This is a genomic window from Pseudomonadota bacterium, assembly GCA_018823285.1.
Lineage (GTDB): Bacteria > Desulfobacterota > Desulfobulbia > Desulfobulbales > JAGXFP01 > JAHJIQ01.
Map to the genome: position 1 here is coordinate 20897 of JAHJIQ010000034.1, position 24501 is coordinate 45397.

Sequence of the window (24501 nt, forward strand, 5' to 3'; positions counted from 1 at the left end):
ATCAGTACCCTCTGTGACACTGGATGCAAAGGTCCTTGGACCCGTCTAATTTCAGGTTGAACTGAAAATCGGTGCCATGGGGATAGTGGCAATTCACACAGGTCATCGCCAGGCCCGTCCTCGGATCAAGAACCGTCTCTCCGACCGGATGAGTGAATTGTCCCTGGGTTTCATGACATCTGCTGCAGACCTGATTGCCGTTTCCTTTAAGCATGGCAAGATTGACCGAGCCGTGGACTTCATGACAGTCGCCGCAGGTGCCGGTATCCGGATGACTGTGCAGCTTGTCAACATAGCTGGCGAAGGTGTCCTGATGACAAGTTCGGCAGACCTGAATCTGGCGGTTCCGGAAAAGTTTTGTGTTATCAGCAGCATGGGGTGAATGACAGTTGATACAACTGTTTCCCTTTTTCCCGGTCAAATGACTATGCGTGTTTTTGACCTGGTTCCGCACCTCTTCATGGCACTCAAGGCATTTGTCGATCCCGACCTTGCCGCCTCCTTCATGACAGTCCCCGCATCCTTCGGCAAACGGCGCATGGAACACTTCCCGCATCATCCCGGCCCGACTGCTGCCATGCGGGTTATGACAAGTCAGACACGCCGCCGGTTTGCCGGGAAACCCCTGGTGCCCCCGGGGCAGTTCCCCCTTGTGACATGACCGGCAGAGCTTTTCCGGCTCACTCTTCAACAGCTGAATCTGCTCCGCCTGGTGAGGCAGATGACAGGCAGAACACTCTCCCTTGGCATAGGGAGCGTGAGAGACCTTATACTCCCTGGTCAGATCCTTGTGGCAATTGAAACAGCCGGCGCCTTGCTGTTCCTCCTTAAGCAGCCCTTTTCCCTTTGCGGCATGAGGGTTGTGACAGGCCAGACAATCTCCCAGCCGCACCGGCCTGTGGATCAGGCTGTCGTCGTGTTCATTAACGATGGGGTCATGGCAGGTATAGCACATTGCGGCAACTTCACGATGCAGAAGCCCTTTGAACCTTGCGACATGGGGATTGTGGCAGATTGTGCACTCCCCCTCGGCAACCGGGCTGTGAACCACCGCCCCGGTAAAAGCCTTTTCCGCATGACATTTGAAACAGACCACCCCGGCAAAAGCGGGCACAACCGCAACCATTACCAACAGCACCGAGAACGGCAAAACCATCATTTTCTTCATTTCCCAGCCCTCCCGGAATGACAGGGCGTGCATTTCCCCTCTTTAAAAGGCGTGTGTGCTTCTGGAAAAAGCAGCGCTTTGTCAAGCCCTCCATGCGGATCGTGACAGTTCAGGCAGGAATCCGCTGCAGGTTTGATATTCTGGTGCGCAGCCATAAAAGTCTCATTCACCTGATGACAGCTTCCACAAACCTTACCGCCCTCCTTGACCAGCAAAAAGGAGAACTGCGATCCGTGAGGATCATGGCATTTGCCGCAATCCTGCCGGGCCGGCTCATGGGCAACCCCGTCCTCCCAGTACTGGGCGACCTGCTTGTGGCAGGAGAGGCACAGAAGAGGGACCTTCTTGCCAAGATTGGCCTGGTTCACCGATCCATGCCCTTGATGGCAGGCAGTGCAATCCAGCGCGGCAACAGGAGCATGCCGCACCTTGTCGGCCGCAATCTTCGCCCCAATGGCATCATGGCATTTCAGGCACAATTCGCCATTTTTCTGCTTGAAATTCAACGGGAAATCACCGGCATGAGGCGCATGACACTCGACGCAGCCCCCTTCGGCAAAAGGAGCATGCCTCTTCTCCTCGGCCATCTCCGCCTCTTTTTCCTTGTGGCAGAGGAGACACAACCTTCCGTTCTCCTGAGGGGCCTTCAACAATGATCCCCCTTCAGCCTGATGCGGTGTGTGGCATCCCGTACACTTTCCTTCGTTAAAAGGCCGATGCAGGCTGAACATCCCCTTTTCTTCGGCAACCGGGGCATGGCAAGTAAAACAGAGCGGTTCTTCCTTGACCCGCAGCAGCCCTTTTTCCTTTGCCTCATGCGGGAAATGACACCCAAGACACTCGCCCGCGGCGGCGGGTTGGTGCGCATTCTTGCCGCCTCCATACAGCTTCCGGTCATGGCATTCTACACAAAGAGTCTTCCCCGGCGCGATCAGCAGCGGCTTCGTGATCGAGCCATGTCCAAAATGACAGGAAAGGCACTCTCCTTTTTTGAAAGGAAGGTGGGCGCTTGAGTTTTTGTCATCATCCGCCCTCTTTGTCTGTTCGTGACAGGCGGAGCATACCACCCCCTGATAAGAATTTAACATGGCCGGCTGGTCGCTCGCGTGGACCGCATGACAACTTGAACAGGCACCTTCAGCATACGGCGCGTGGAGGAGAAGACCCGGACCAACAGCCTGAGTGTGGCATGCGGAACAGAGTGAATCTGCTGCGCCTTTAGCCTTCATCACGCCCGCATCGCTCTGGTGGCAAGATCCACATTGCCCGGCAACCACGGGACTATGCACAAAGGCCTTCAGCAACCCTTTGCTGTCGGAGCTGTGAGGGGTATGACACAGACCGCACTCACTGGTAACCGGGAAATTGAAATGGGCCGTCTTGAAAGTCTCTTTGGCAGGGTCATGACAGGAAACACAAAGCGCGACATGCTCATCCTTCAGCAACGCCTGATTGTCGGAGGCATGAGAAGTATGGCAGACAAAACAGCCATTTGCCAGCGGAGCATGCACGACCTTTCTCTCAAAACCGCTGCGCTCATGGCACTGGTAACAGAGCTCGAAACCGTTGCCTTTCAGGAGTCTCGCATTGGGACTGTTGTGGACCTCATGACAGGTCGTGCACTTCCCCTTCGCGACCGGCTCATGGATAAACTTCTTGCTGATCTCGGCAATCTTGTTTTGATGGCACTCGAAGCACTGGCGCGGCGGATCCTGACGCAGATACAGCCCGCCTATCATTCCGTGCGGCTGATGACACGCCCTGCAGTCATCCTGGGCAACAGGCGCATGGACAACGCCCTGCTTGTATTTCACCGCAAGCTCTGGATGGCAGTCAAAGCAGTGTTTCCGGGCCTTTTTTCCCGGTTGGGCTGTGGTGCCGCATCCGGCCGCAAGCGCCAGCAGAATGAGAACCAATATGATCCGTTTACTTTTTGCTTTCATTCTCCGACTCTTCAACGATTTTTTTCCAGACTTTATAATCAACTTTAATGTTAGAAAGCGATCTCAGTTTTTGCAGATACTCTCTTTTCGCCTCGTCAAACTTGACTTTCCGGACCATCTCCACAACCTGGTCCCGGACCTGGTCAAACGTTTTCTTGTTTCCAGTTTTTCGGTCGAGCAATTTGATCAGCGCGTAACCCAGATCGGTTTGCACCGGGGCTGCAACCTCCCCTTTCACCAACCTGTCGGCAGCCACCCCGAGAACTGGCACCATCTTATCACGTTCTCCGCTGACAATGCGCTCCTCTTTGTCATATTTCTTCCCGAGGTCAAAAAAATCAGCGCCGGTCAAAACACCGCTCCAGATTTTGTCAATAATCTCTTTTTCGTCCTCGATAATCGCGTAAGTAATCATCTCGGCGTCATTAAAAGCGGCACCATTCTGACGGTAATATTCAAGAATATCATCCTCGGTGATCTCGATCTTTTCCTGAAGACCCTTCTCTACCTGCGCCCGCAGATGGTTCTGTCGGTAAAATTCATACCCCCATTTCAGAGGAGGCTCCTTTTCGTAGCCACGTTTTATAGATTCCTTGGTTATTAAGGTCTGGGAAACAATCCCATCCTCTGTAATCTTCTTGACCTGCTCTAGGCTGAGCCCCGGTCGGGACTTTATTTCATTGCGCAAATTCTGCAGATACAGGCCGACCGAAATTTCCATGCCCTGCATAGTAATGACCGGGCGGTCGAGAAAATCGGCGGGGTATTCCTGGTCGGGAACAATTTCTACGAGAAGTTTATCATCGACCTCCACCTCATACTTCTTTTTCAATCTCTCGATGAGCTCATAAGTCAGACGCCCCCTCTCCCGCTTGACAATCTTGCTCCTGATACTTTCCTTTCTATGGATCAGGTCGCTCTCCGCCGGCTGCTCCACACCGTCGACCCGCAACAAAACAAACTTTCCAGGCTGATCGGGAAATGTAAAAGGCTCTGCAACAGCGCCAACCTCCGTTCGTCGCACTACCTCGAGCCAGTTGACCATTTTGTTGGCGCTGAGGGCATCGGGAGTCACCTTCGACTCCTCATGAGCAAGCGGCCCACCCGCTTCACTGCCTAGGCCCTGCAGGTCGGCAAAGACAAGTCGACCGGCCGGCTGGCCCTTGTAGGGGAGCATTTTTTCATATGCCAACCTCGCCTTTTCCATATCGTCGTAAGTCTGGATCTGCAGAAGCCAGATGGGTGTGTATGCCTCCCGATAGTATTTTTCGATATCATCGTCAGAGACGGAAATCTTCGCATCGACTTCCTCACTCTTGAGAAGCATCATCGTCCTGAATTTCAAAAAAATTTCGACCTTCCGGATAAAGTCGGGCCGCCGAAAATACTCCATCTCCTCGCCCTGTTGGGCCAGCAGGTGAAAATCTACAAAACCCTCAGGGGATTGCGGCAATGGCGCGGGTTTATTGTTGTTCCAGTACAGCCACCAATGCTGAAAGTCATCAATCGTATATTCCCGGTCATTCACAATAACCATCTTGTCACTGCCCCAGGCGTACGCATCACCAACGGAAAGCATGAGAGCAGCCAGCCCAAACAGCAGAATTTTCCCGGTCACTCCGCGCATTTCTTCACTCCTCCCTCGAACCAAGTTTCAATGATTTCTGCCGCCATTTTCTCTGAAAGGGCAGTAACCGAGTTGATCAGGCCAAAATGCATTACCTTTCTGTACTCTTTGCCCTCCCGGCGTGCGTAAGTGGTCCAAAGGGTCCGCCCGGAATCGGCTTCGATAATCCTGAGGATCACAGCGGCGGAGGGATCTAGCTTCTGACCATAACGGTCTTTGTCCCGCATTTCGACCACCGAGCCGATAACGATAACCTGAACGCCCAGGCGATCGGCAATGGCCCGGAGTTGCTCCACACTGGGCATCAAGCCCGGGATGACCATCATCTGCTTGAGAATCTTGCGGACATCCCCTTCCTGGGAAAGAAGAAAGCCGGTATTGATCAACTCGGAAACAAATACACGGCCAAAAATATTATCGGCCTGGGAATAGCTCGCTTCGTTGGCAAAAGGAAGAACCGCAACCCGACAGATCAAGCCGTCATCAGGCAGGGGCGCCATCTTCATCAGGACCGGTGGTTCCCTAAAGGAGCACGATGAGGTCAAGGCTGTCAATACGACAACATTCAGGAAAACAGATATGCTTTGCCGGACTTTTTTCATACGCAGTTAAAACTCTTCATCCCAGACCGGCCTCGGAAGATTCTCCTCGCTTTGCACTTCCTGTTCAACGGCCAGCGATTCGAGATCTGATATTTTTCGCTTGGTTTCGTTGCCGAGAATATCCCGCAGGACAATAGTACATTCAACTTTCCGGGTGTCCTTGTCCTCCGGATTCGCCACATCAATAATCAGCGGGTCCGCTTCGGCAACCTTGACAATATTGCTCTTGGCTTCCGGGGGGACCAAACGTTCCGCAACCTTGATCACCTTGCTCGTCTTTCCGGCAGTTGGGAAAAGGGTGTCCGCAACCTTGATCGTCTTGCCCGGAAGCTGCAGATCCATCCTCACCGGGAGCTGATCTCCCTCGGCAACTTTGATCGTCTCGCCGGAGGAAGTGCGCATCTCCATCCGCCAGAAGGCCAGGGGGACCTTGCCTTCGTGGTCCAGGTCAACAATCATATCCCGTCCGCTGTTTTTCGCCTCAAGCACCATGGCCGGGGGAGTCCTGGCCACTGCGACCGGCTCCGAGGAGACCGCCATATTATCGGCCCGGTCCCAGACCTGCAGGCTGATCCGATAAACCCCTTCGGCGGCCGGAAAACCGTTTTTCCCCCTCCCGTCCCAGACAAAACGTTTCGGCATTTGCCCATAGCCGTTGTAACTGGTCTGCTCTTCCCCCGCCTCGTCTTCCACCGTAAGCTTCCATCTCGCCACGGGTTCCCGGCGCAGCATGCGCGGAATGATGATCACCTGATCACGAAAAGCGACCGTCCCTTCCAGCCTGACCCCCTTGAGGTCAAGGACAAGCTTCGGCGGTGTCGTGTCTACACTGTAAGCGCCAAGAAAGGCGACCTTCTTATGCCCTGAAACCCAGTTGATCACCAGAGTGACCGGATAACGACCGTCCTTGTCCGCAACCTCCCATTCGCCGGTGTATGAAGCCCCATCATCTGACTGCTCAGCCAGATAAACCCGCCCGGCGGCCTTGAAGTAAACCCTCGGCCGGTCTTCTTCCGCCCAGTTTTTACGCAAATCCACCCGGCAGACCACTTTGTCGCCACGGCGAACGTGGGAGGGAGAGAGCTCGATGCCTTCAATTTCCAGGGCATGCTGCTCCTTATCGGTAAAGGCAAGCTCTTCGGGCCACTCTCCCAGGACATTCTGGGCGAGCATCGGCAACAACCCCTCGCCATTTTCCGGCTCACCGATACCCAGGAGTTTAACGATATCCTGTTGACTCAAGCCGCCGGTGCCGGTCCAGACAGTGCGCGCATCAGTGGTCCTGACCAGATAGAGAGTAAGACCCATTGACGGTGAGAGTTTTTGTTGACGAAGAGACATGGTGCCGAAGAGGACAAGGTCTGCGCCAAGCTCTTCCCTGGCAAGCAGGATGTGGCGGGTGTCAAGAAAGCCGAGCCAGCGGACCCGGTTTCTGGCCATAAAGGAAATGATCGCCTCCGGCGCGAGAACATCGAAGCCCTTGTGGTCCATGTCCCAAGCCAGATAGCTGGTCAACTCATGGCTCACTCCGTTCTGCCCCTGGCTCAAGTCTTCGATGGGGAAAACCGCCAGGGTCAAAGCTCCAACGGGCGACGCTATCGCCAGCCAGACCAGCATCCCGGCACACATTAGATATCTGGACAACATTTTCCCTACCCCCGTTACAGCATCGGCCATAATGACCGCCCCCAAGCTGCCGGCTACACGCTGTACAATGCTAACCCCTTTTAGAACAAATCATAATATCACAAATCCCTCAATCATTCCAGTTATTTATTGCCAAGACTTTTCAGCATCTTGCCCAACAATTTCAAGGTGATATGAAAGCTGTCGGTCGGTGCTGAGCCGAATATCCTACCGGCAACCGTCTCAGAGGTCCAGCGGCCGCTGCTCTGCCAGATCACCAGCGAAGCCTGGGCATCAACAAGCCGCAGGGTGACCGCCAACTGCGGGTAAGCAGTCGAAGCTCCCTGCCTGTTGTCGATCAAGTCGATGGAGCCGAGCAGAAAGGCCTGGACGTTTAAACGCTGGCCGAGACGCTTGAGGTTGACAAGATCTACCGAGGAATTCGGATCAATCACCTCTTCGGCCATGACACTATCGACAATCCCGCGATCGACCACGTCGGCAACCCCCAGGGCCAGAAGCTGGGTGATCGCGACATTGCGGACCCGTTCCTGGACAAACTCTTCTTTGGTATAGTTTCTAAAGGGCAGTACGGCAATACGGGTCACCGCCGACAGGTCCACATCCTCCCGAAGAAACTCCTCATAGGTGAACCTACCGCTGCACCCGCAAACAAGAATGCCAACCAAAACCAGACAACAAACCAGGGAGAATCTCCGCATCCCTTTTCTCCTTTTTCGAATGAATGAATCGACGAGCTGCTCCGGTCCCGCCAAGAAGCGGGAGCGACGAACAGCGCCACTCAACAGATTGATAAACCACCGGCCACCTCGGGCCCGGCCAGGATCTTTCATAAAAATCAGCTTTAACATATACATACTACAGTGAGCACCTGAAGCTCAGGCTGGAAAAAAACTTCACATGGTTCCTCTGGGCCCCTTCCAACTGCACATAGTCAACGCCGGTCCGCCAGAAAAGCCCTTTGCCCAGGGTCCAGCGCCAGGTGAGGGTCCCGCTTTGGGTCAACAGGAGTTGCTCGGTGGCCGAATAAAGAATTTCCAACTGCATCCGATAACCGACCCGCAGCGCCAGGTTACTACCAAAAGAAATCCGATCTGTAAAATTATCACCGGTTTCATGACGCAGAGACCCATTGATCGACATCACCTCGGAAGACTGCCAGGTCCACAACAGGCCGGAGGCGTATTTTTCGCTGACGCCGGTCTCCAGTCGCGACACTTCATACCTCTCATCAAGTGTCATGCTCAGTGACGGACGTAAACGCGAGGTAAGCGAGAAGCCAGAACCATAAGACTCGGTTTTATTTTCACTGACTAACTGTTTACTCACACTATAACGGCCGTCAAAACTCGACTCAAGGTCGGGATAGAGCCTGGCGCTCAATACAAAGGAATAATATCCATTGGTTGAGGTCTTTTCTCCTCCCAGGTAATGGTCGTTGATGTTTCCGCTGACGCCACCATCCAACGTTGGCAGAAAACCTTTCTGCAACGAGAAACTGAACGCTCTGCTCTCTCTTTCGACAGACGATAAGGCAGTATCCTGAATTGTTATCCGGTCCGAAAAATTCAGGGTCGAGCCAAACCTATGCCTTGGACTGTTAAAGTGCAGGCTAAAACTGTGCCCGGTCTGGTCCGTATCCTCTCCAATGGCTTCATCGGCGAGCCGCTTATCAAATTGATAGTTCAGCTGCATCCGCTCACTGATCTTATACCCTACTCCCAGCCCGGTGCTAATGTGCGAGGTCCGGGACTCCGAGGTGGTGGTGGACCCAGGGGTCCCGGTCTGAAGGCTTGAGACCTCGACCTCGGTCACCTGAACGTTGACCCCCGCCAGCGTATTGTCCATCACGAACTTTAGATAGTTTTGCGAGATGGCGGAAGTAAGTGCGATCACGTATCGACGGTTGACGGAATCGTAGCTGACAGGGGGGGAAACGGAGATAACGGAAGTTTCATCAGTCCAGGTAAAGGGAGGCGTGTTGACCAGGATGTTCGTGTACAGCCGCCAGTTACTCAAGGCGATGGAATTCGCGCCAAGATCGACATCGGTATATAGATAAATCAGATCGACCGGACTGTTGCCGACCCGAACGATGATCGTGTGGTCGTTGGTCAGGGGTGTCGCCGTATAGGCTGAAATGGTCGTGTCGCCATCGGCCAGGGCGGGGATGTTCACGTTCGGAATTGTTGACGGCAGGGCAAAATCGTTACTGTCGATCGGGTTGGGGTCCGCCCCCGCATAGGCCTGAAACACCAGCCCGGGAACTCTCACGCTGCCGCTGCCGACGAAATGCTGGGAACTGGCGCTTGTGTTTTCCGAGAAATCCTGGCTGAAATGAAACCGCAAGCGCTTGTCGAGAAATTCACGATTTGCAGACAGCCGGGCAAGATGAGCCACGGTATCACTTTCCGAGTGCGCAACCCTGTCGGTTCCGGATTCCTGGGTAAAGTTATAATAAAATTGCACAAAACCGGCCTGCCATTCCAGCGCTGAGTTGAAGGTTTGATCCTCTTTATCAGTCAAATGAGGATCCAGCGTATCATAGGTATTACGCTGACTGACCGACATTTGCAGGGTGGGAACTAAAGGTTTCGACCACTTGCTCGACCATTGGAGTTCCGTAGTATCGGAGTCGCTGGATTGCGAAGAATCGCCAAGGGAGTGATTGGCGGAGCCTGAAACCCCCAAAAGAAAAATGTCGTTGTTCACCAGCAGGGACATGGAAGGGGACAACGTGTCCCGCCTGGCGCCGGCGGTTATACCGTACCCCTGGCTCCAGGAGGAATGGATGAGAACCGATTCTTGCGTTGTTGTCCGGTCGGAAAGCATCTGTACGGCATCAACCGACACCCTCTGACTGGAAGACTGGAGAAGCCGACCGTCCTCCATCTCGTTGACATTCTGCGACCCGTTGTAATTGATCCAGGCCTCGGCAGGCACCTGAAAAAGCAACAGAGCGCAGACGAGCAGAGCCCGGAACAGGACACAAGACAACAAACCTCCTTTAAACATCTTCCCCCCCTGGCACAACCAGGCTGGACTTAGCCATCCTGAAAACATAACGAGCCCCGGCGGCAGAATGATACGCGGGCCACCGGGGCTCAAATCTCAACGGCTCGGCTTGTTTTTTGCCTTCTTCCGATCGTAATCCTTCGGGGCATGACAGCCGACCACGCACCCGCCGCCGCTTTCGTTTTTGGTCATGTTGATCGGATAGCTCCAGGCCCCGAACGGAACCTCATAGCGAATATGCTTGGGCTGGTTGCTGGCATGCGCATCATGACACGCCGTGCAGGTCCGGCCTTTTTCGCTGTTCACATGGAAAAAGTGTAGGTTGTAGGTTCCATCCCTGAAGTTCGTCAAGGAATCCGTGTTCTTGGTTTTGGCGATGTCCTTATTATGGCAGCCGAAACAGAGGTCGTATTTTTGCGGCCCATATTCACTGTAGAAATTGGTCGGATAATACCGGGCCAAGAGCTTGGTGAACTGTGAGCCATGCACATTATGACAAGCGGTACAGTCCCCGGTTTTGACCGGACCGTGCCGGTTCTTGCTTTCGGCGATAATGTCTCCCAAGGTGTCGTGACAGGAAAGACAGAGTTTCTCCAGAGAGTCCTTGAGGATTGAGGCATAGTTGGAAGAATGGACCCGGTGACAGGCAACGCAATCACCCTCATCGACCGGGGGATGTTTGACCTTGGCGGTCGTAATCGCCTGATATATTTCCGGAGTGGCCTCAACATGACACATCTTGCAGAGTTCCCCCCCGGGGCGTTTCAGCATATATTTTGCCTTGGCGCTGTGCGGATCATGACACTCGGCACAATTCTCCTGGACCGGGGCATGGATAAATTCCATCACAAACTCCGCTTTGCGGTCTTCATGACACTCAAAACACAACTGCCCGCCGTCAGGCGGGGCGATGAGCAAACTTTTATTCGGCGAGGAATGCGGCCTGTGGCAGGCGATGCAATCACCCTCCTGGACCGGACCATGCTGGTTTTCCTTCATGAAAATGCCCTGCTCGTGGCATTTGAAGCACAGGGCGCTCACCGATTCCCCTTTGGCATTCAGCTGGTAGCGCATCTCGGACTCATGCGGATTATGGCACTCGACACACCCTTCCTCAACCGGAGAGTGGATGACCTTCTGCTCAAACTCCTCCTTTCTCGCCTGATGGCAGACCGTACAAAGCTCCTGCCCCTTGCGCTGGACGAAGCCTGGCTCCAGAGAACCGTGCGGACTGTGGCAGGATATACAGACCCCGGCGCCGACCGGCCCATGGACATGCTTTGCCTTCCCCTTATCGGAATGACATTTGGTGGTGCAATCGGAGCGCGCCGGGACAATCTTTTTATAATCATATACCCCCTTGCGAAGTCGGTGACATTCCTGACAATTTAATGCACCTGGCTTCTGATGAAGATAAAGCCTCTTGAAATCGGCAGGAGGCGCCTGTTTTTTTCGATCAGGGGTATAAAAAACCTTCAGTTCGGCCTTGTCGTTTCCGGCCACCAGCTTGATCGTGTTCATGCCCTTATTGAGAGTGATGAAGTCGCCGAAGGCGCCGCCTTCCTGGACGGGAACCTGGCCCTTGGCGGCGCCGGTATCAACCCCGCTCACCGCGACGGTTTTTGAAGTGGCTCCTGCGCCGGCCAGATACAATTTGCTTTCACTGACCCAGACTCCATTCTGTGGTGATCGCACACTGAAACCGGCAGCCAACGCTTCTTCAGACTGAAACAGCACTAAAACCATGGCCAAAGCAGCCGCCACTAAGGCCAACGCCCGTCTTCTACCCAAATACGTCATCTGCTTCCTCCCCATAATCTCCCTCTCTTAATAAAGCTGAGTTGTGCAGTTTACCTGCTCATACGAAACTTATACCCGAAGGGTGAAAAGCTTGAGTTGTGCAGCTTGCCTGCTCATACGAAACTTATACCCGAAGGGTGAAAAGCTCTGCGTTGTGCTACGCCTGCCGGTACCGATAAGCGGACCTGTGTAACATCGGAAATTATGCCCTTGCGGTATCAACGGTAAAAAGAACAGCCCAGTTGATCCAAATGACTTACGCCACCTGAAGAAACGCAATAACCGGAAAATTACTATAAGCCTCTGATTTGTCAAGAAGAAAGGTTTGCGATTGAATATTGATTCATTTCCCGGCGGCGGTAAATAAATGGCTTGAGAGGTGGTTTCCCACCGGGAGGTCGTTCCAACGAGCTGCGGGATGAACCGGCATTATGTGGGCGGGGCCTCCCGGCTGCGAATTCCACAAGGCCGGCGCGATTTACGGAATGATGATTTTACCAGGTGGTTCGCGACCGGGAGGTCGCTCCCACGGGATAAAATGTTCATGCGGGGATGCACTCACAAGAGCAGCAACCGGTTCATGGCCGCCGGGGCGAAGAAAAAAAAAAGCCCCGATCCGAAGATCGGGGCCTGAAGTGCGTTTATTACACTGTGACCGGAGTCAGCAGTACAAAATTCCCCGCAACTTCTTACATACCACTCGCACCGGCAACACCATAACCGTGACAGGATTCGCAACCCGGAGTATTGGTGCCTCCGGTGATTTGCGCCTGCTGGAGCGAATAATCAAAACGAAGCAGGTCGGCATACGGTCCGCCATGGGAGAAATGACAGGTAATACACATCAACGTGTTAACACCCGCTGTGGTAGCGCCGCCAAAAATATTGCTGCTGCTGGTGCCAAGCGGAATCACATCCTGTACGGCAGCGGTGGTATAATTGGTTAAGTAATTGTAAGTAGCACCGCCGTCATTCAACCGGTAATCCGTTGGGTGACGGAGCCAGGCAGCAGGGGTACCCTGTCCTTTATCCGGACCGCCCTGCACGGTAATTCCTGCCCCATGGAAATCGCCGTGGCATCTTGCGCAAAATTCGTTCATCGATTCGGAGTCATAGGTCGTGGCAGCGGTGTTCGGATAATTCACGCCATTCACCACATCCCCAACGCCGCCGCCGTAGTTGGCATCAGCAGCCATATCGGTTCCGGATCCGTCGAAGAGCATCCGATAGACCGTTGAAGCATTGCCGTGGTGTCCACCGCCCGCCAACGTATGGCAACGTGAGCAGGTGGCAACATCAGTTCCCGGGGTGCTGCCGGGAGGAGTGCCAGCATTTGAACCATCTGTGAACACCAGAGCAAGATCCGTGTATACGTTATGCATATTGGCATCAACATACGAAGCGGTATTCACAAAGTAACCGGCCAGGTTCGGGTTGGTAGCGTCGTTAACCTGCGGGGCGGGAACTGCACCCGTGCCCCTGCCGGTGGTGCCAGAGTTAGCTGAATCGGCGTGACATCCTTCACAGCCAGCGCCCTTGAGCAGACTGGCATTCAAAGTGTCTTCAGTAGTATTTACAGCACCACCACTTTGGCTGTTGTGCATGGTGTGGCAGTTCACACAAGGGCCGGAGACAACGCCAGCGTTTACGGCCATCGGCAGCATGAATGCCCCGGCGACCAGCGATCCAAGTAAAATCCTTTTGTTCAACATTTCTCTTTCCTCCTAATGAATTGAGTGCTTTCAGGCTCCGGAAAGGAGCACTTCCCCTTATTACTTTCATAATTCTTCGGTAAAAAAACCAGATAAATACAATCCCCAATCCACCATGGTTTTTTTACTATGCAATATAATATCACAGGCGACAATTTCAAGTCAAGCGGTTTTTACTCTGCTCCGCAACTTTACGTGGAAACCTTCGATTCTCCACACGACGGAAAAAGCACAGTGGGTACCTGCGAATCATTTTTTTAGCCGTCCACCCTCAGGCCAACTTATCTGTTCCGGTAGAGGAACCAGCCGCCCAGCAACCCCAAAGCGGCAATCGGGCCATAAACCCCCAGGGAGGCGGGCAACCGCAAGACCCGCTGCAGGGGTTCAGCTTCAACCGTACTGACCACGGCTTCCTGTTCAGGCACTGCCGCCACCACTACCGGCTCCTGAATCATCTCCGGCGCCACCGGCGGCCAGATTGCTACGACCGGGCTCTTGAACTTTCTCGGGACAAGCTGTTTCGGCGCGACGGGCAGAGGCCTTGGCGGCACCTGGTGGGCGGGAGGCAGAGAGGTGTCCGGGATCGGATTGATTCCGGCAAGGAGGCCTGGAATCTCCGGCGCCACGACGGCGCCCGGAGGCCCGGCTGCGGCAATGACCGGCGCCGGCGCAACCGGCTTGGCAGGCTCGGCCACCGTAACTTCAGGCGGAGAGGCTTTCTCAACCGGGGCGGGCAATGATCCGCTCGCGAGTTCCGGCGAAACCAGCCCGGCCAGGGGGCGCCTGGCCTGCATGTTCGGATCAATGACCTGGACCCGGCGGTTAAACAGATCGGAGACAAGCACCCTGCCCTCGTCATCAACCTCGATATGGTTCGGGAAATTGAACCACAACGGGTCGAGACCGCGCCCGCCGAACTCAAAGATGTATTTGCCGGTTTCGTATTCATAGGCGAGCGCCGTATGCCGCATATAGTCCAGCACGTAAATGGTCCGGCGCGGGTAGTCCACGGCCAGCGAGAGCGGATTGGACAGCTTGCGCGCCACCCCCCCCTTTTCCCCGAATTTGAAGAGGAATTCCTCCTTGGCATTGTAAACGTAGATGCGGCTCACCTCACTGCTGAGCAGGTAGATCCGGCCGTTCGGATCGATGACCACATCGAAGAGATAGACCGGGACCTCACGATCTGTCTCCTCTTCATCATCCCGATCCCGCTCGGACAGGCCTGGTCGCAACCCGGCAGGCAGATCCGGTTGAAGATCTTCAACCGCACCTTCGGCCGCATCCTCCCCGGCCGGGGGCAGGTCATCCTTGCCGGCAGGGGGAGGCATCTGCTCAACCGGGCGGAAGACCCGATCCATCGGCTTGATCCAGCGCAGGAATTCCCCCTCGGCGGAGAGGACCGCCGCCCCGGAGCGGTCGAGGTACGCTTCCCTTTCCCGAAATCCGACCAGGTAGATCAGCCCCTCATTGCTGACGGCGATCCGCCGGGCAATAAAATCTTTAAGTTCCGGGATTCGAGAGAACACGATCTCCCGGCTCACGAAAAAGGCGGGGTCAAAGATGGTGAGGCGCGGGGTCAAGGCCGAGCCGATGTTGGTATCGCCCTGACAGACGTAAATATACCCCTTGCCGTCGACCGCGACCCCCTGAGGAGCATGCACACCACGGCCCCGGCCGAATGAGCTCACCGGAAAATATTTGTGGTTATAAATGGTAACCCGGCCGGTGGCGCTGACCAGATAGGTTTCCCGGTTGACCGGGTCATACGCCAATTCATGGGGAAAAGATATCGGCGCCCCCTGGTCGTCGATGGTGATGACCGTAATCAGCCGGACCGGAATCAAATCATCTTTGGCCCCATAAGAGTGGGAAACAAGCATGAGGGCAAAAACCGCAAGAAGGGCAAAAACGCGCCGCACGCATTTTAATTCGCTGGATTGTATGATCGAAACCATGATCCTCACTCTGACTCCACCCCAATAAAAGCCGGCGGCAGATGACCTGTGCCGCTTTCGACCGCTCACGGGCAGGACTTTGTTAATTCCTGCCGGCTTCCTGCTTGGCGCTATGGCATTTCACACAAATGTTCCCACCCCGAACGTCGCCGATCAGCAGATACTGATACCTTGAGCCATGCGGGTTGTGGCAGCTGGTACAGGTAAAGGGAAAGCCCTTTCTCCGAGGATCGCTCTTGCCCTTGACCGGATGGTTCTGGACCGGATGCCCGTCCTCGACCCCTTCAAGGTTGGTGTGGCAGCTGACACAAAGGTCGTTGATCTCATGGGTCAGCTGAAACCTGAACTGGGTGGCGTGGGGGCTGTGGCAAATCGTGCACCCTTTGGCGTTTAAAATCCCATGCACCGCAAAGTTCTGCTGGCCCGGATCAAGATACTTCTTTTTGTCAACATGGCAGATTACACAGAGCTGCTTTTCGCCGGCGGCAGGCAACTGATAACGGTTGGCGCTGCCGTGTGGGTCGTGGCAGATCGTGCAATCGCCGGTGCCGACCGGCCCGTGGATATGGCTGTCCTTATTTCGCCACTTCCGTTCGTTGACGTGGCACTGAAAGCAGAGTTCCTCGATCTTGCCGGCCGGCACCGTCAGCAGATCCTTCTCCGGGTCTGGCTGATGACACGATCGGCAGAGCAGGGCCGATGATGGAAAATGGCGCCACTCCCTGCCGGAGACCATCGCGCTGTGGCAGGAATAACATGCCGGTGAAAACCGCCCGTAGAGTACCTTGTCGATCCTGGCCTCGCCCGGCAACTTATCCGTGTGACAGCCGCCGCATTCGGCCGGAATTGTTTCTGTTTTGTGAAAACTGTACGATTTGGGTGCGTTAAAATCGACATTCAACAGAGAACTTAAAGGATTGAAGCGGATTTTGAGCTTGTTGCCGGTGGGAGCCAAAGTAAATGTGTTTGACCCTTTTTTTAACGGGACCCGGTAATGGACATAATAGCGGTTCTCCCTCTCATAGCGGCCTGCCGGTTCGTACCCCTGGCCCGACTTTTCTTCCTTAAGGCTCAATCTGGCAAGATCGTTCTGGTCGTCAACCCTGACGACGACATTCAAGATCGTGTTCCGGGAATTCAAAACCAGATCGGTTTCAGCCGGTGCCAATACCGATATCTGCCCGGCAGAAGCGGTGGCGGCACAAAAAACAGGCAGGACAACCAGCGCCAATATTAACTTCATTGCAATGTTTCCGCCAAACACGGGGAAATAACCGGCTTTGCTTTCAGAACAGGACAAGGCTCTCTCCTTAGATTATGTAAAAAGTTACGCAGACAGGTCGCAACCCATGCTATTTGACATGTGATTTCTTCAGCAACAGTTCGTAAGCCTTGCGATACTCCTTGCCGGCTTCACCGACACCACTCTTCTCCTCAAGAAAGGTGCCGAGAACATAATGGAGGGAGCTGTCGCGGGAATGCCGCATCATCAGGAAACTGATGTCATCCATCGCCTCATCCAGAGCGCCCTCTTTAGCCTTGATCCTCGCCTGGCAGATCTGCCCGGGCAGATAATCTGGCTCCGATTCCATTCCTTTGGCCAGTGACGCCTTGGCCTCGGCAACCTTGCCCTCGTCAAGCTGCAGACATCCGAGGTAGATGTGAGCCTTACCCATATCCGGTTCCAGTTCAATGGCTTTGCCGAACTCCTTCATGGCCGACTCCGGCTGCCCGCGCTCAAGCATGGTCTTGCCAAGATTGAAATAACGCTTGGCCCCCTTCTCCTCGGCGGACTTCTCAACCATAACCGGCCGCAGTTCCTCCTCAACCTGGGCTCTGGTTTTTTCTCCCAGCATGACTTCGATTTCGCCTTTCAAGCGCTTGGAGAGATCACTGCTGTAACCCATCCCTTCAACGATCTTGCCGTCTGCCGCAACCAGCAGGATCGAAGGCATGACGAATATTCCCAGTCCGCCATAGGCCGACTTGTCGACATCGGAATAAAAAGGCAGAGTCACGGCGGTAGCCGAGATCAGTTCATTGATCACTCCGGAATCATCGCCCTGGACATCAATCACCAGACTGGTGAACCCCTTTTCCTTGACAAAGGGTTCAAGTTTCTGCACAACCTGCAGCGCCTTTATGGAACGCTCTTTCTTGGTGGGAATATCGGCGCCGATAAATACCAGCAGCAGCGGTTTGCCCTGGAACTTGTCGAGGGTCGTGTCCTGCTGGCTCCGCATATTCTTGACGGTGACTCCGGGCAGCTGGTCGCCCGGATTGATCGACCGGAACGGAAAGGAGTTGGCCTCTCCGGTCCCATGGAAAAAAAACACGAACGAAAAGGAAATACCAATACACAAGGCCGTGAAGTTGATTCTGCTGCTCAATGTCTTTCTCCTTGTCCCCGGGCCGCATCCGACCCGATTTTCCCCCTCCTTGACAAAGCCGAAAACCACCAGCATTTCAAGGCCCTCCCCCGATCGCAACTGTTTTTAACGCCGAAATCTAGCATGGAAACAGGGAATTGTCAAAATTTGTTTTCTGTCGTCCAAGACGAGAAAAAAGCAACTTCTCACAACCAAAATTGCAACAGCTACCAAGACATTTCGAGCGACTTTTTTTGTTAGGCAAAAACTCACCGCCCGGTCATATTTGCTACCATCAATTATAGCACTTTGATTCTGGGCACGGAAAGCCGACACACATTTTAAAACCTGTGTGTCGGCGAGGCTGCCCCATCATGATCCTCCGTATTTTCTTTTACCATCCCTGCCCCCCTTCCAGTTATTAAAATGAAAGAGCGCCACAAAAACAGGGACCAGCAACATCTGCTTAAAATACCTGTTCTTGGTCATATACAGCACCATATCAGAGATCCCCCTGACTCCCCATTCTAATTGCTTTAAGAGTTTTACAAACAACCCGCTTGCATCATACCCGGGAATCATTCCCTGCCATTCCAGATCATATACCCCCTTAATATATTCCCGAAAAAAGGCATCCCGATAGAATCTTTTGCTCCAGTATTCTAGTGATAAAGGGTGACTATGATAAACGGAAGCATCATGCACATACTGTATGCCAAGCCCGTCTGGTAATGTTCTGGCCCAAATAAAATCTTCCGCAGCAACTGCAACTTCATCAAACGGGTGAGAAACCAAAACCTGTTTTCGTATCGCACAGTTGGCATTTGAGAAAACAACCTTGATCTCGCCATACACATCAGGAGAGAACTGGTTCAAAAGCATTATTTCTTCAAGAGGATTGAGGCCTTTGATTGGCTCCTGCCTGCCAAATGTGGCAGCAATATCGACATCAGCAAGAAGTGGCGCCACCAAACGCTTCATCCATTGCGTATCGACAGGGATACAGTGCCCTGACAAACAGATAACAATCCCTCCTTCGGCCTTACCAATACCGAAGTTAAGGGAAAAGCCGAAACTAAACTCGGTTGAATCAATCTCATATATTCTTGTTTTGAATCGTCTTGCAATATCGAGGGTCGCATCAGTTGAACCCGAATCGATTACAATGACTTCAAAAGTCAAATCAAGTCTTTGTTTGAATATCGACTCTAAGACTTTTTCCAAAGCACAAGCTTCGTTCTTCGTTCTCAAAATGATAGAAACTATTGGTTTTTCCATTGAATTACTCATCAGCTCACCGAACATAAACAAATTACAAAAAACAGATAATTCGTATATCGAAAAACATTCGTCGTTTGAGACCCTTTTTCAAACTCACTCCATATTCACATTAGTTGAATTTTCTCATGTGTTATATTCAAACATTTGCAGGAAGACATGGAATAAAAAAAACCTACACGGCAAGCGGGCATCAATATTGCGGCCACGCCTACCGAATTGCTGGCGCACAGACTCACTCTTCAGAGGAACCACATTGAAGCATGGGACCATGCCACCACTCATCTTTTAACGTTTTGTAATGGAAAACTGCATCCGCCACCTCGGGTAACCGACAGAACTTTATCTTTCTCGATGAGAGTCCGAGATACGCATCACCATATAGTCACTTTCCCCCAAAGCAGCAAAAAAACTGTGCAGAAAGCACAAATAAAAACCCCAGGGGCAAGCTCTTTTGCTGAATGCAAAATATTCGCGTTCCTCGCAAGCGGGGTATTCAATCGTGAATATCAGGCATAAACGCAGCACGATGTAGGGAAACAACCCAACCGAGGTTTAACCCCGTTTCAACATATGACTGAGTTGACATTAACTTTCCTCTGATTTTCAAACAAATCAGCATAGTACGCGAATCACCATCACCCCGGGTTTATTATTGACACCCGACGCAATTATCCTTTACATATTCAATTGGTTGAATTGGGGTGGTCAGCCCCAATTAAAAAATTAACGGCCCTGGACAGATAATGGTTTTGACCTGTCATCCACTTATCAAGGGATAACACAATCCTTTTTTCATAGTATTTTTTTCTTCTCAGGGAAGCACAATGGCCATTCCAATTGCAACAAGCATCGCACCACGTAATATCGATTTGCAGAAAGATGCAATCTCAAGCTGGTTGCAGCTCGGTTTCAAGGTGTTTTCGGTTAATTCGAAAAATGAAATCGAGCAGATCAAAGAACATTTTCCCAATGTTATGTTTAAAGAGACGAAAAGGGATGCATCAAGTATTACCGGAAGACCCTTTATTTTTCTGGATGACATCTTTGAAGTGTTACACTCATCCAGCGCAGAAGTGTGCGCCATAATAAACTCGGATATTTACCTTGATAGTGATTCAGAATTTCAGAATTTTATCACCAACCAGGTACAGGAGGGATTGCTCTTTGGGTCTCGATTTGATGTGGAAAATTTATCCACACTTGAAGGCCAAGAATTTTACCCTGGGTACGATTATTTCTTTTTTTCCCGATCTCTCATCAAAGAATTCATTAAAACCGACTTTTGTCTTGGGGTGCCTTGGTGGGATCATTGGCTCCCTCTTTACAGTATACTTAAGAAACTCCCCACCAAGCAGTTACTGTCTCCTGTCGCATACCATGCTGAACATCCGCTTCGTTGGAATATGAGGTACATGTCAGAGTTTGGGGAAAAACTTGTTGGCTACCTTATGGAGGCCGATTTCAACAACATTATCGATAGCGACCTCATGACTCGCATTACGATATCAAAAAGAAAATCCGACTACGGACTATTGGCAAATTCAATAGTTGGCTTTATTCGCAGGGAGACTGAAAAAGTGTTTTATCATTCGGCAGATGAAAAAATGAAAAACAAGAGTGGTTCCTGCCTGGACTGTCATTTGAGAGAGCTGGAGTTGAAATACTACAGGGACAAAGAGAATCAAAGAGAATCCTATCTGGAAAAGGAGTTGTTGAAAATGAGATTAAGCCTCAGCTGGAGAATCACGGCACCTTTAAGGAAAATATACGATATAATAAACAATTAACACCCGCAACTCCTTGAGAAACAATACCAATTTCATCCACTACAAAACAACCCTCTAGAAGTGATTGCTCGATTCATCTTGAAAATAATATTGGTTAGTGAGTCCGTTTTCCCATTATAACGGATAAACAACACCTTGCATAAACGACATCTAAACTGAAACGGATATCTTGTTTTGAACTTACTCACCAATAATGCTCTTACCTTCAACAATCAGGGTTATGCAGCATAATTCAAATTGTACAATAATCGAAGGCGGCCGACGGACACGTGGATTTACACGAACACCTCGACCCGAACAACCCGTCATCAGTATCATCACTGTTGTTTACAATGGGGCAAGACATATAGAAAACGCTATCAAAAGCGTTCTGGGGCAATGTTATGAGAACGTTGAGTATATAATTATCGATGGTGCTTCTACTGACAACACGCTGGAAATAATTCGCCGCTATGACGACCAGATAGATTACTGGTTGAGCGAGCCTGACCAGGGCATATCTGACGCATTCAACAAAGGGGTCTTCCATTGCCATGGCAAAATCATCGGCACTCTCAATGCCGATGATTCCTATTTGCCAAACATACTCCGTCTGGTGGCTAAAACCCTAATTACAGGGGAAGAAGATCAGATCTTGCACGGTTCCATGATTGGGGTTTGGAGTAACAAGAGTACAGTAATCAGGCCGAGGCCCTGTCCGAAACTATATGTTTATTTTGATACACCCTATTTTCATTCTACAACTTTTATTCCAGCTTCAATATATGAGAAAATTGGCAGATATGACCCCGAATATGGTTATGCAATGGACTATGACTTGTTCTTGCGAGCCCAAAAAGCAGGAGTTAAGTTTCACGAGATTAATGCAGCGATCACCAGATACTCATTTGAGGGGAAAAGCGGCTCAAATCCACTTTCCGCCTATCGTGAAGTGTTGAAATCTCAACGCCGGAATGGACTGTTTTATCCTTTATGCCTGACAACCTATATGTTAAAAACATTGGCTAATCGTTTGAAGAAGTTTTTATTTTGATGAATGTGTGCATTCGACACTACCAAATATTTTTCTCAGATTTATGATGTGGAAAAATCAAAACGCAATGCAGACTCTCTGTCCATAAGACAACAAAAAAAATCTGAAAGCATCAGTTTCCTCTGCCATCGATCTTCTCTTTTATGAGAGCCAGTTCCTGAGCAAGAATTTTGTTTTGTTTTGAAAGCTCTGAAATGACCGTCGAAAAATGGATATTGATTATGACTAGGAAAAAGAAGGCTGTAAAAAAAATCAAGGAGGGAGGATAGAGTACACCCACCCACCCAGCAACGGCATGCAGCAATCCCCTTGAAAATGAAAAAACCAGCATCGCCGCTGTGGCCAGAAGCCAGAGGAGAGCATACTTTTCGCTCAAACGATTGCGGCGAATCAACTCGATCACCGCAAAAAAAACAAGAAAATTGATGATCACACTGAACAGGAGCAATCGATCCATAAACAAACCCACCATGACTTTAATACTTATTTCTTCCTGTACCCGACAGCACGCACCAGATCAATCATAAGGGCAAGGATCACTTTGACCATATAGTAAACGGAGCGAATCGGGGTGATGGAAGAGCGCCCCCCTGCCCTTGGTGACATCAGAGCAGGCACCTCTTTACAGTTCATCCCTACTTTTTTCAGCAGGAGGATGACTTCCGGCTCGGGATAATCATCCGGATATTCTTCGGCAAAAAACCTGATCGCCTGTGGCCCGGCAATCCGAAACCCGGATGTGGGATCCGTAATTTGCCAGCCGGTTAGAGTTGACAACACCAACGACAGAATCCGCCCCCCGATCATCCGTGCGGTCCCCTGGGCATAACTCCCCTCTGCCGTGAATCTGGAACCAACCAGCATGTCGACCCGGGCGGTGACCAACCCGTCAAGCAGAATGCCAAGCTGATCGGCACGGTGCTGTCCGTCACCATCAAACTGTACAGCCAGATCATACCCGTTGTCCCGGGCATATTTATAGCCGGCCTGCATGGCTCCACCGATCCCAAGGTTAAACGGCAGGCACAGTATCGACACACCACGTCTTCCGACAATATCTGCCGTTCCATCTTTAGAGCCGTCATCAATAACGATCACATCACATGAAGAGGCAAAAGCCTCCAGATCCGCAAGAACATCAGCAATGTTTTCTTCCTCATTAAAAGCAGGAACGATTATAAGCGTTTTCAAAGTCCGCTCCAATTGCTACACTCCCCACCCCTAATTTCAAAACCACACACATCGGTGGTGAAACATATGCTACTCAACCTGAAACCACCACTCCAGAGCCTCATTAACAGGAAACAATACTTTCTGATAAATCTCCAACCATCCGACATTAACACATTGGCTTTACAAATTGCTATTGCGCCAATTCACAACCATGTACGGAGAAAACACAATCACCCCCATCACAGAAAATCGTTTCCCGTTTTTTTCTGCTTATGCAGTATCCGCGTGACAACATTCCACCCTTTCTGCACATCCGCCCCGTCAAGCCTTTCCGTTTTATTTTCGGAAATTCCTATCAGCAAAAAGATTATCCACCACCTTTTTCTGCCGCAAAAAGAACCATCCAGGCAAAATAATCTATGGGCCAGATCTTTAAAATTGGCCTGGTCACAAAATTCACAAATCTTGCCAATGGCACATAAAACGAACAATGACTAAACGATGCCCCCTGCATTTTAATATTTTTGAATCCGGCTTCTTTCAGTTTTCGAATCATATGACCAGGGTGGAATGGCCCCTCATCTTCAACCTCTCCATACGGGTTAAATAATTTCTTTAATGGTCGGGTAACAAGATTCAACGGATACCACAGAGATGGTTCAAGAATAACCAGTTTACCCCCAGGTTTTAATATCCTAATGAACTCATCCAGAAAAGGCTCGAATCCAATTTTTATGAGATGATGAAAAAACAGGGGGCTGACTATTACATCAAAATAATTTTCCGGATAGCCTGATGAAAGAATATCACCCTCCCTCGCCTTCATTTCTTCCGGGCATGACCGAATTGCCGCAGGGGACAAATCCATACCGTATATATTGTCAGAAAAGGATTGCACATATTTATAATCGTCTCCCGATCCACACGGTGCGATCAATAGTTTGCCTGCTTTTGCATACTTGAGCTCGGATTCGAGCATCTCTTTCATTTGAATTTTAGGGAATATGTAATTGAACGAATTTCTCCCTGGCGAATAGAAAATTTTCCAATGTAAAATCCTGGCAACAAAGCCTTTCTTTTCAGCGTCCCCTTTCTCATACCAATCGATTTCCATCTGCTTTTTCTTGTCGTAATCGACGGTATTTCCAAATGGCTTTCTCAGCATATCCACATTGCCTCAAGATTGAATTGTTTTTTCGCCACCGTATCTTCACTTGCAAATTTTAATTCGCTGAATTTCATGTTTTCTTCTATATTACCGTTATTCAAAAAACACTAAAGATTATTAATCGTTCGTTAAAATAACTCCTTATTTTTTCAGTAAGGAGTGGCTCTTCCCGACGTTGTCAGGGTTCATATTTACCCACAGCTCATTGTGGATTGGGT

19 protein-coding genes are annotated in these 24501 nt (G+C 51.3%); 3 read left to right on the forward strand and 16 right to left on the reverse strand.

The features are described 5' to 3' along the window. Nucleotide 1: 1 nt before the first annotated feature. The 8 genes from KKG35_08855 to KKG35_08890 all read right to left on the reverse strand — a co-directional run bounded on the left by KKG35_08855 (nt 2) and on the right by KKG35_08890 (nt 11802). Nucleotides 2–1168 carry a NapC/NirT family cytochrome c gene (locus KKG35_08855; protein MBU1738233.1) on the reverse strand — a complete coding sequence of 389 codons (1167 nt, stop codon included), beginning with the start codon at nt 1166–1168 and terminating at the stop codon, nt 2–4. Then, nucleotides 1165–3111 carry a hypothetical protein gene (locus KKG35_08860; GenBank protein MBU1738234.1) on the reverse strand — a complete coding sequence of 649 codons (1947 nt, stop codon included), beginning with the start codon at nt 3109–3111 and terminating at the stop codon, nt 1165–1167. The genes KKG35_08855 and KKG35_08860 overlap by 4 nt, the downstream gene beginning before the upstream one ends. Beyond that, nucleotides 3095–4738, reverse strand: a complete 1644-nt coding sequence (locus tag KKG35_08865) for a peptidyl-prolyl cis-trans isomerase (GenBank protein ID MBU1738235.1) — start codon at nt 4736–4738, stop codon at nt 3095–3097. The genes KKG35_08860 and KKG35_08865 overlap by 17 nt, the downstream gene beginning before the upstream one ends. Next, nucleotides 4726–5244 (reverse strand): hypothetical protein, encoded by a 519-nt coding sequence (locus tag KKG35_08870; GenBank protein ID MBU1738236.1) that lies wholly within the window; start codon nt 5242–5244, stop codon nt 4726–4728. Before KKG35_08870 ends, KKG35_08865 begins: the two co-directional genes overlap by 13 nt. A 102-nt stretch (nt 5245–5346) precedes the next feature. Then, a complete protein-coding gene (locus tag KKG35_08875; GenBank protein ID MBU1738237.1) occupies nt 5347–7017 on the reverse strand; it encodes a hypothetical protein in 1671 nt (556 codons plus the stop codon). A 92-nt stretch (nt 7018–7109) separates the two neighbouring features. Continuing rightward, complete coding sequence (locus KKG35_08880) at nt 7110–7688, reverse strand: penicillin-binding protein activator LpoB (protein MBU1738238.1); 579 nt, start codon at nt 7686–7688, stop codon at nt 7110–7112. Nucleotides 7689–7845: 157 nt separating this feature from the next. Then, nucleotides 7846–10002: a hypothetical protein gene (locus KKG35_08885; protein MBU1738239.1), complete on the reverse strand. Its 2157-nt coding sequence runs from the start codon at nt 10000–10002 to the stop codon at nt 7846–7848. 96 nt (nt 10003–10098) lie between these two features. Beyond that, nucleotides 10099–11802 carry a hypothetical protein gene (locus KKG35_08890; GenBank protein MBU1738240.1) on the reverse strand — a complete coding sequence of 568 codons (1704 nt, stop codon included), beginning with the start codon at nt 11800–11802 and terminating at the stop codon, nt 10099–10101. 418 nt (nt 11803–12220) lie between these two features. On the opposite strand from KKG35_08890, the gene KKG35_08895 reads away from it, so the two are divergent. Continuing rightward, entirely contained in the window at nt 12221–12436 is a 216-nt protein-coding gene (locus KKG35_08895) for a hypothetical protein (protein MBU1738241.1), read from the forward strand. A gap of 55 nt (nt 12437–12491) precedes the next feature. Here KKG35_08895 and KKG35_08900 read toward each other — a convergent pair whose 3' ends face one another. From KKG35_08900 to KKG35_08920, 5 genes are all read right to left on the reverse strand, one after another. After that, entirely contained in the window at nt 12492–13514 is a 1023-nt protein-coding gene (locus tag KKG35_08900) for a hypothetical protein (GenBank protein ID MBU1738242.1), read from the reverse strand. Nucleotides 13515–13795: 281 nt separating this feature from the next. Beyond that, complete coding sequence (locus KKG35_08905) at nt 13796–15472, reverse strand: hypothetical protein (GenBank protein ID MBU1738243.1); 1677 nt, start codon at nt 15470–15472, stop codon at nt 13796–13798. 82 nt (nt 15473–15554) lie between these two features. Further along, nucleotides 15555–16715 carry a cytochrome c3 family protein gene (locus KKG35_08910; protein ID MBU1738244.1) on the reverse strand — a complete coding sequence of 387 codons (1161 nt, stop codon included), beginning with the start codon at nt 16713–16715 and terminating at the stop codon, nt 15555–15557. Between the two features lie 109 nt (nt 16716–16824). Next, a complete protein-coding gene (locus tag KKG35_08915) occupies nt 16825–17862 on the reverse strand; it encodes a redoxin family protein (protein MBU1738245.1) in 1038 nt (345 codons plus the stop codon). Between the two features lie 351 nt (nt 17863–18213). Continuing rightward, nucleotides 18214–19119: a glycosyltransferase gene (locus KKG35_08920; GenBank protein MBU1738246.1), complete on the reverse strand. Its 906-nt coding sequence runs from the start codon at nt 19117–19119 to the stop codon at nt 18214–18216. Nucleotides 19120–19946: 827 nt separating this feature from the next. Between KKG35_08920 and KKG35_08925 the strand changes: the two genes are divergently transcribed. After that, on the forward strand, nt 19947–20909 hold the full coding sequence (locus KKG35_08925) for a hypothetical protein (protein MBU1738247.1): 963 nt from the start codon (nt 19947–19949) through the stop codon (nt 20907–20909). Nucleotides 20910–21129: 220 nt separating this feature from the next. After that, nucleotides 21130–21942 carry a glycosyltransferase gene (locus KKG35_08930; GenBank protein MBU1738248.1) on the forward strand — a complete coding sequence of 271 codons (813 nt, stop codon included), beginning with the start codon at nt 21130–21132 and terminating at the stop codon, nt 21940–21942. Between the two features lie 112 nt (nt 21943–22054). Here KKG35_08930 and KKG35_08935 read toward each other — a convergent pair whose 3' ends face one another. The 3 genes from KKG35_08935 to KKG35_08945 all read right to left on the reverse strand — a co-directional run bounded on the left by KKG35_08935 (nt 22055) and on the right by KKG35_08945 (nt 24286). Then, nucleotides 22055–22375: a DUF2304 domain-containing protein gene (locus KKG35_08935; protein MBU1738249.1), complete on the reverse strand. Its 321-nt coding sequence runs from the start codon at nt 22373–22375 to the stop codon at nt 22055–22057. Nucleotides 22376–22425: 50 nt separating this feature from the next. Beyond that, nucleotides 22426–23145, reverse strand: coding sequence for a glycosyltransferase family 2 protein (locus KKG35_08940; protein MBU1738250.1), 720 nt, complete (start codon nt 23143–23145; stop codon nt 22426–22428). Between the two features lie 337 nt (nt 23146–23482). Beyond that, on the reverse strand, nt 23483–24286 hold the full coding sequence (locus KKG35_08945; GenBank protein MBU1738251.1) for a methyltransferase domain-containing protein: 804 nt from the start codon (nt 24284–24286) through the stop codon (nt 23483–23485). Nucleotides 24287–24501: the final 215 nt, after the last annotated feature.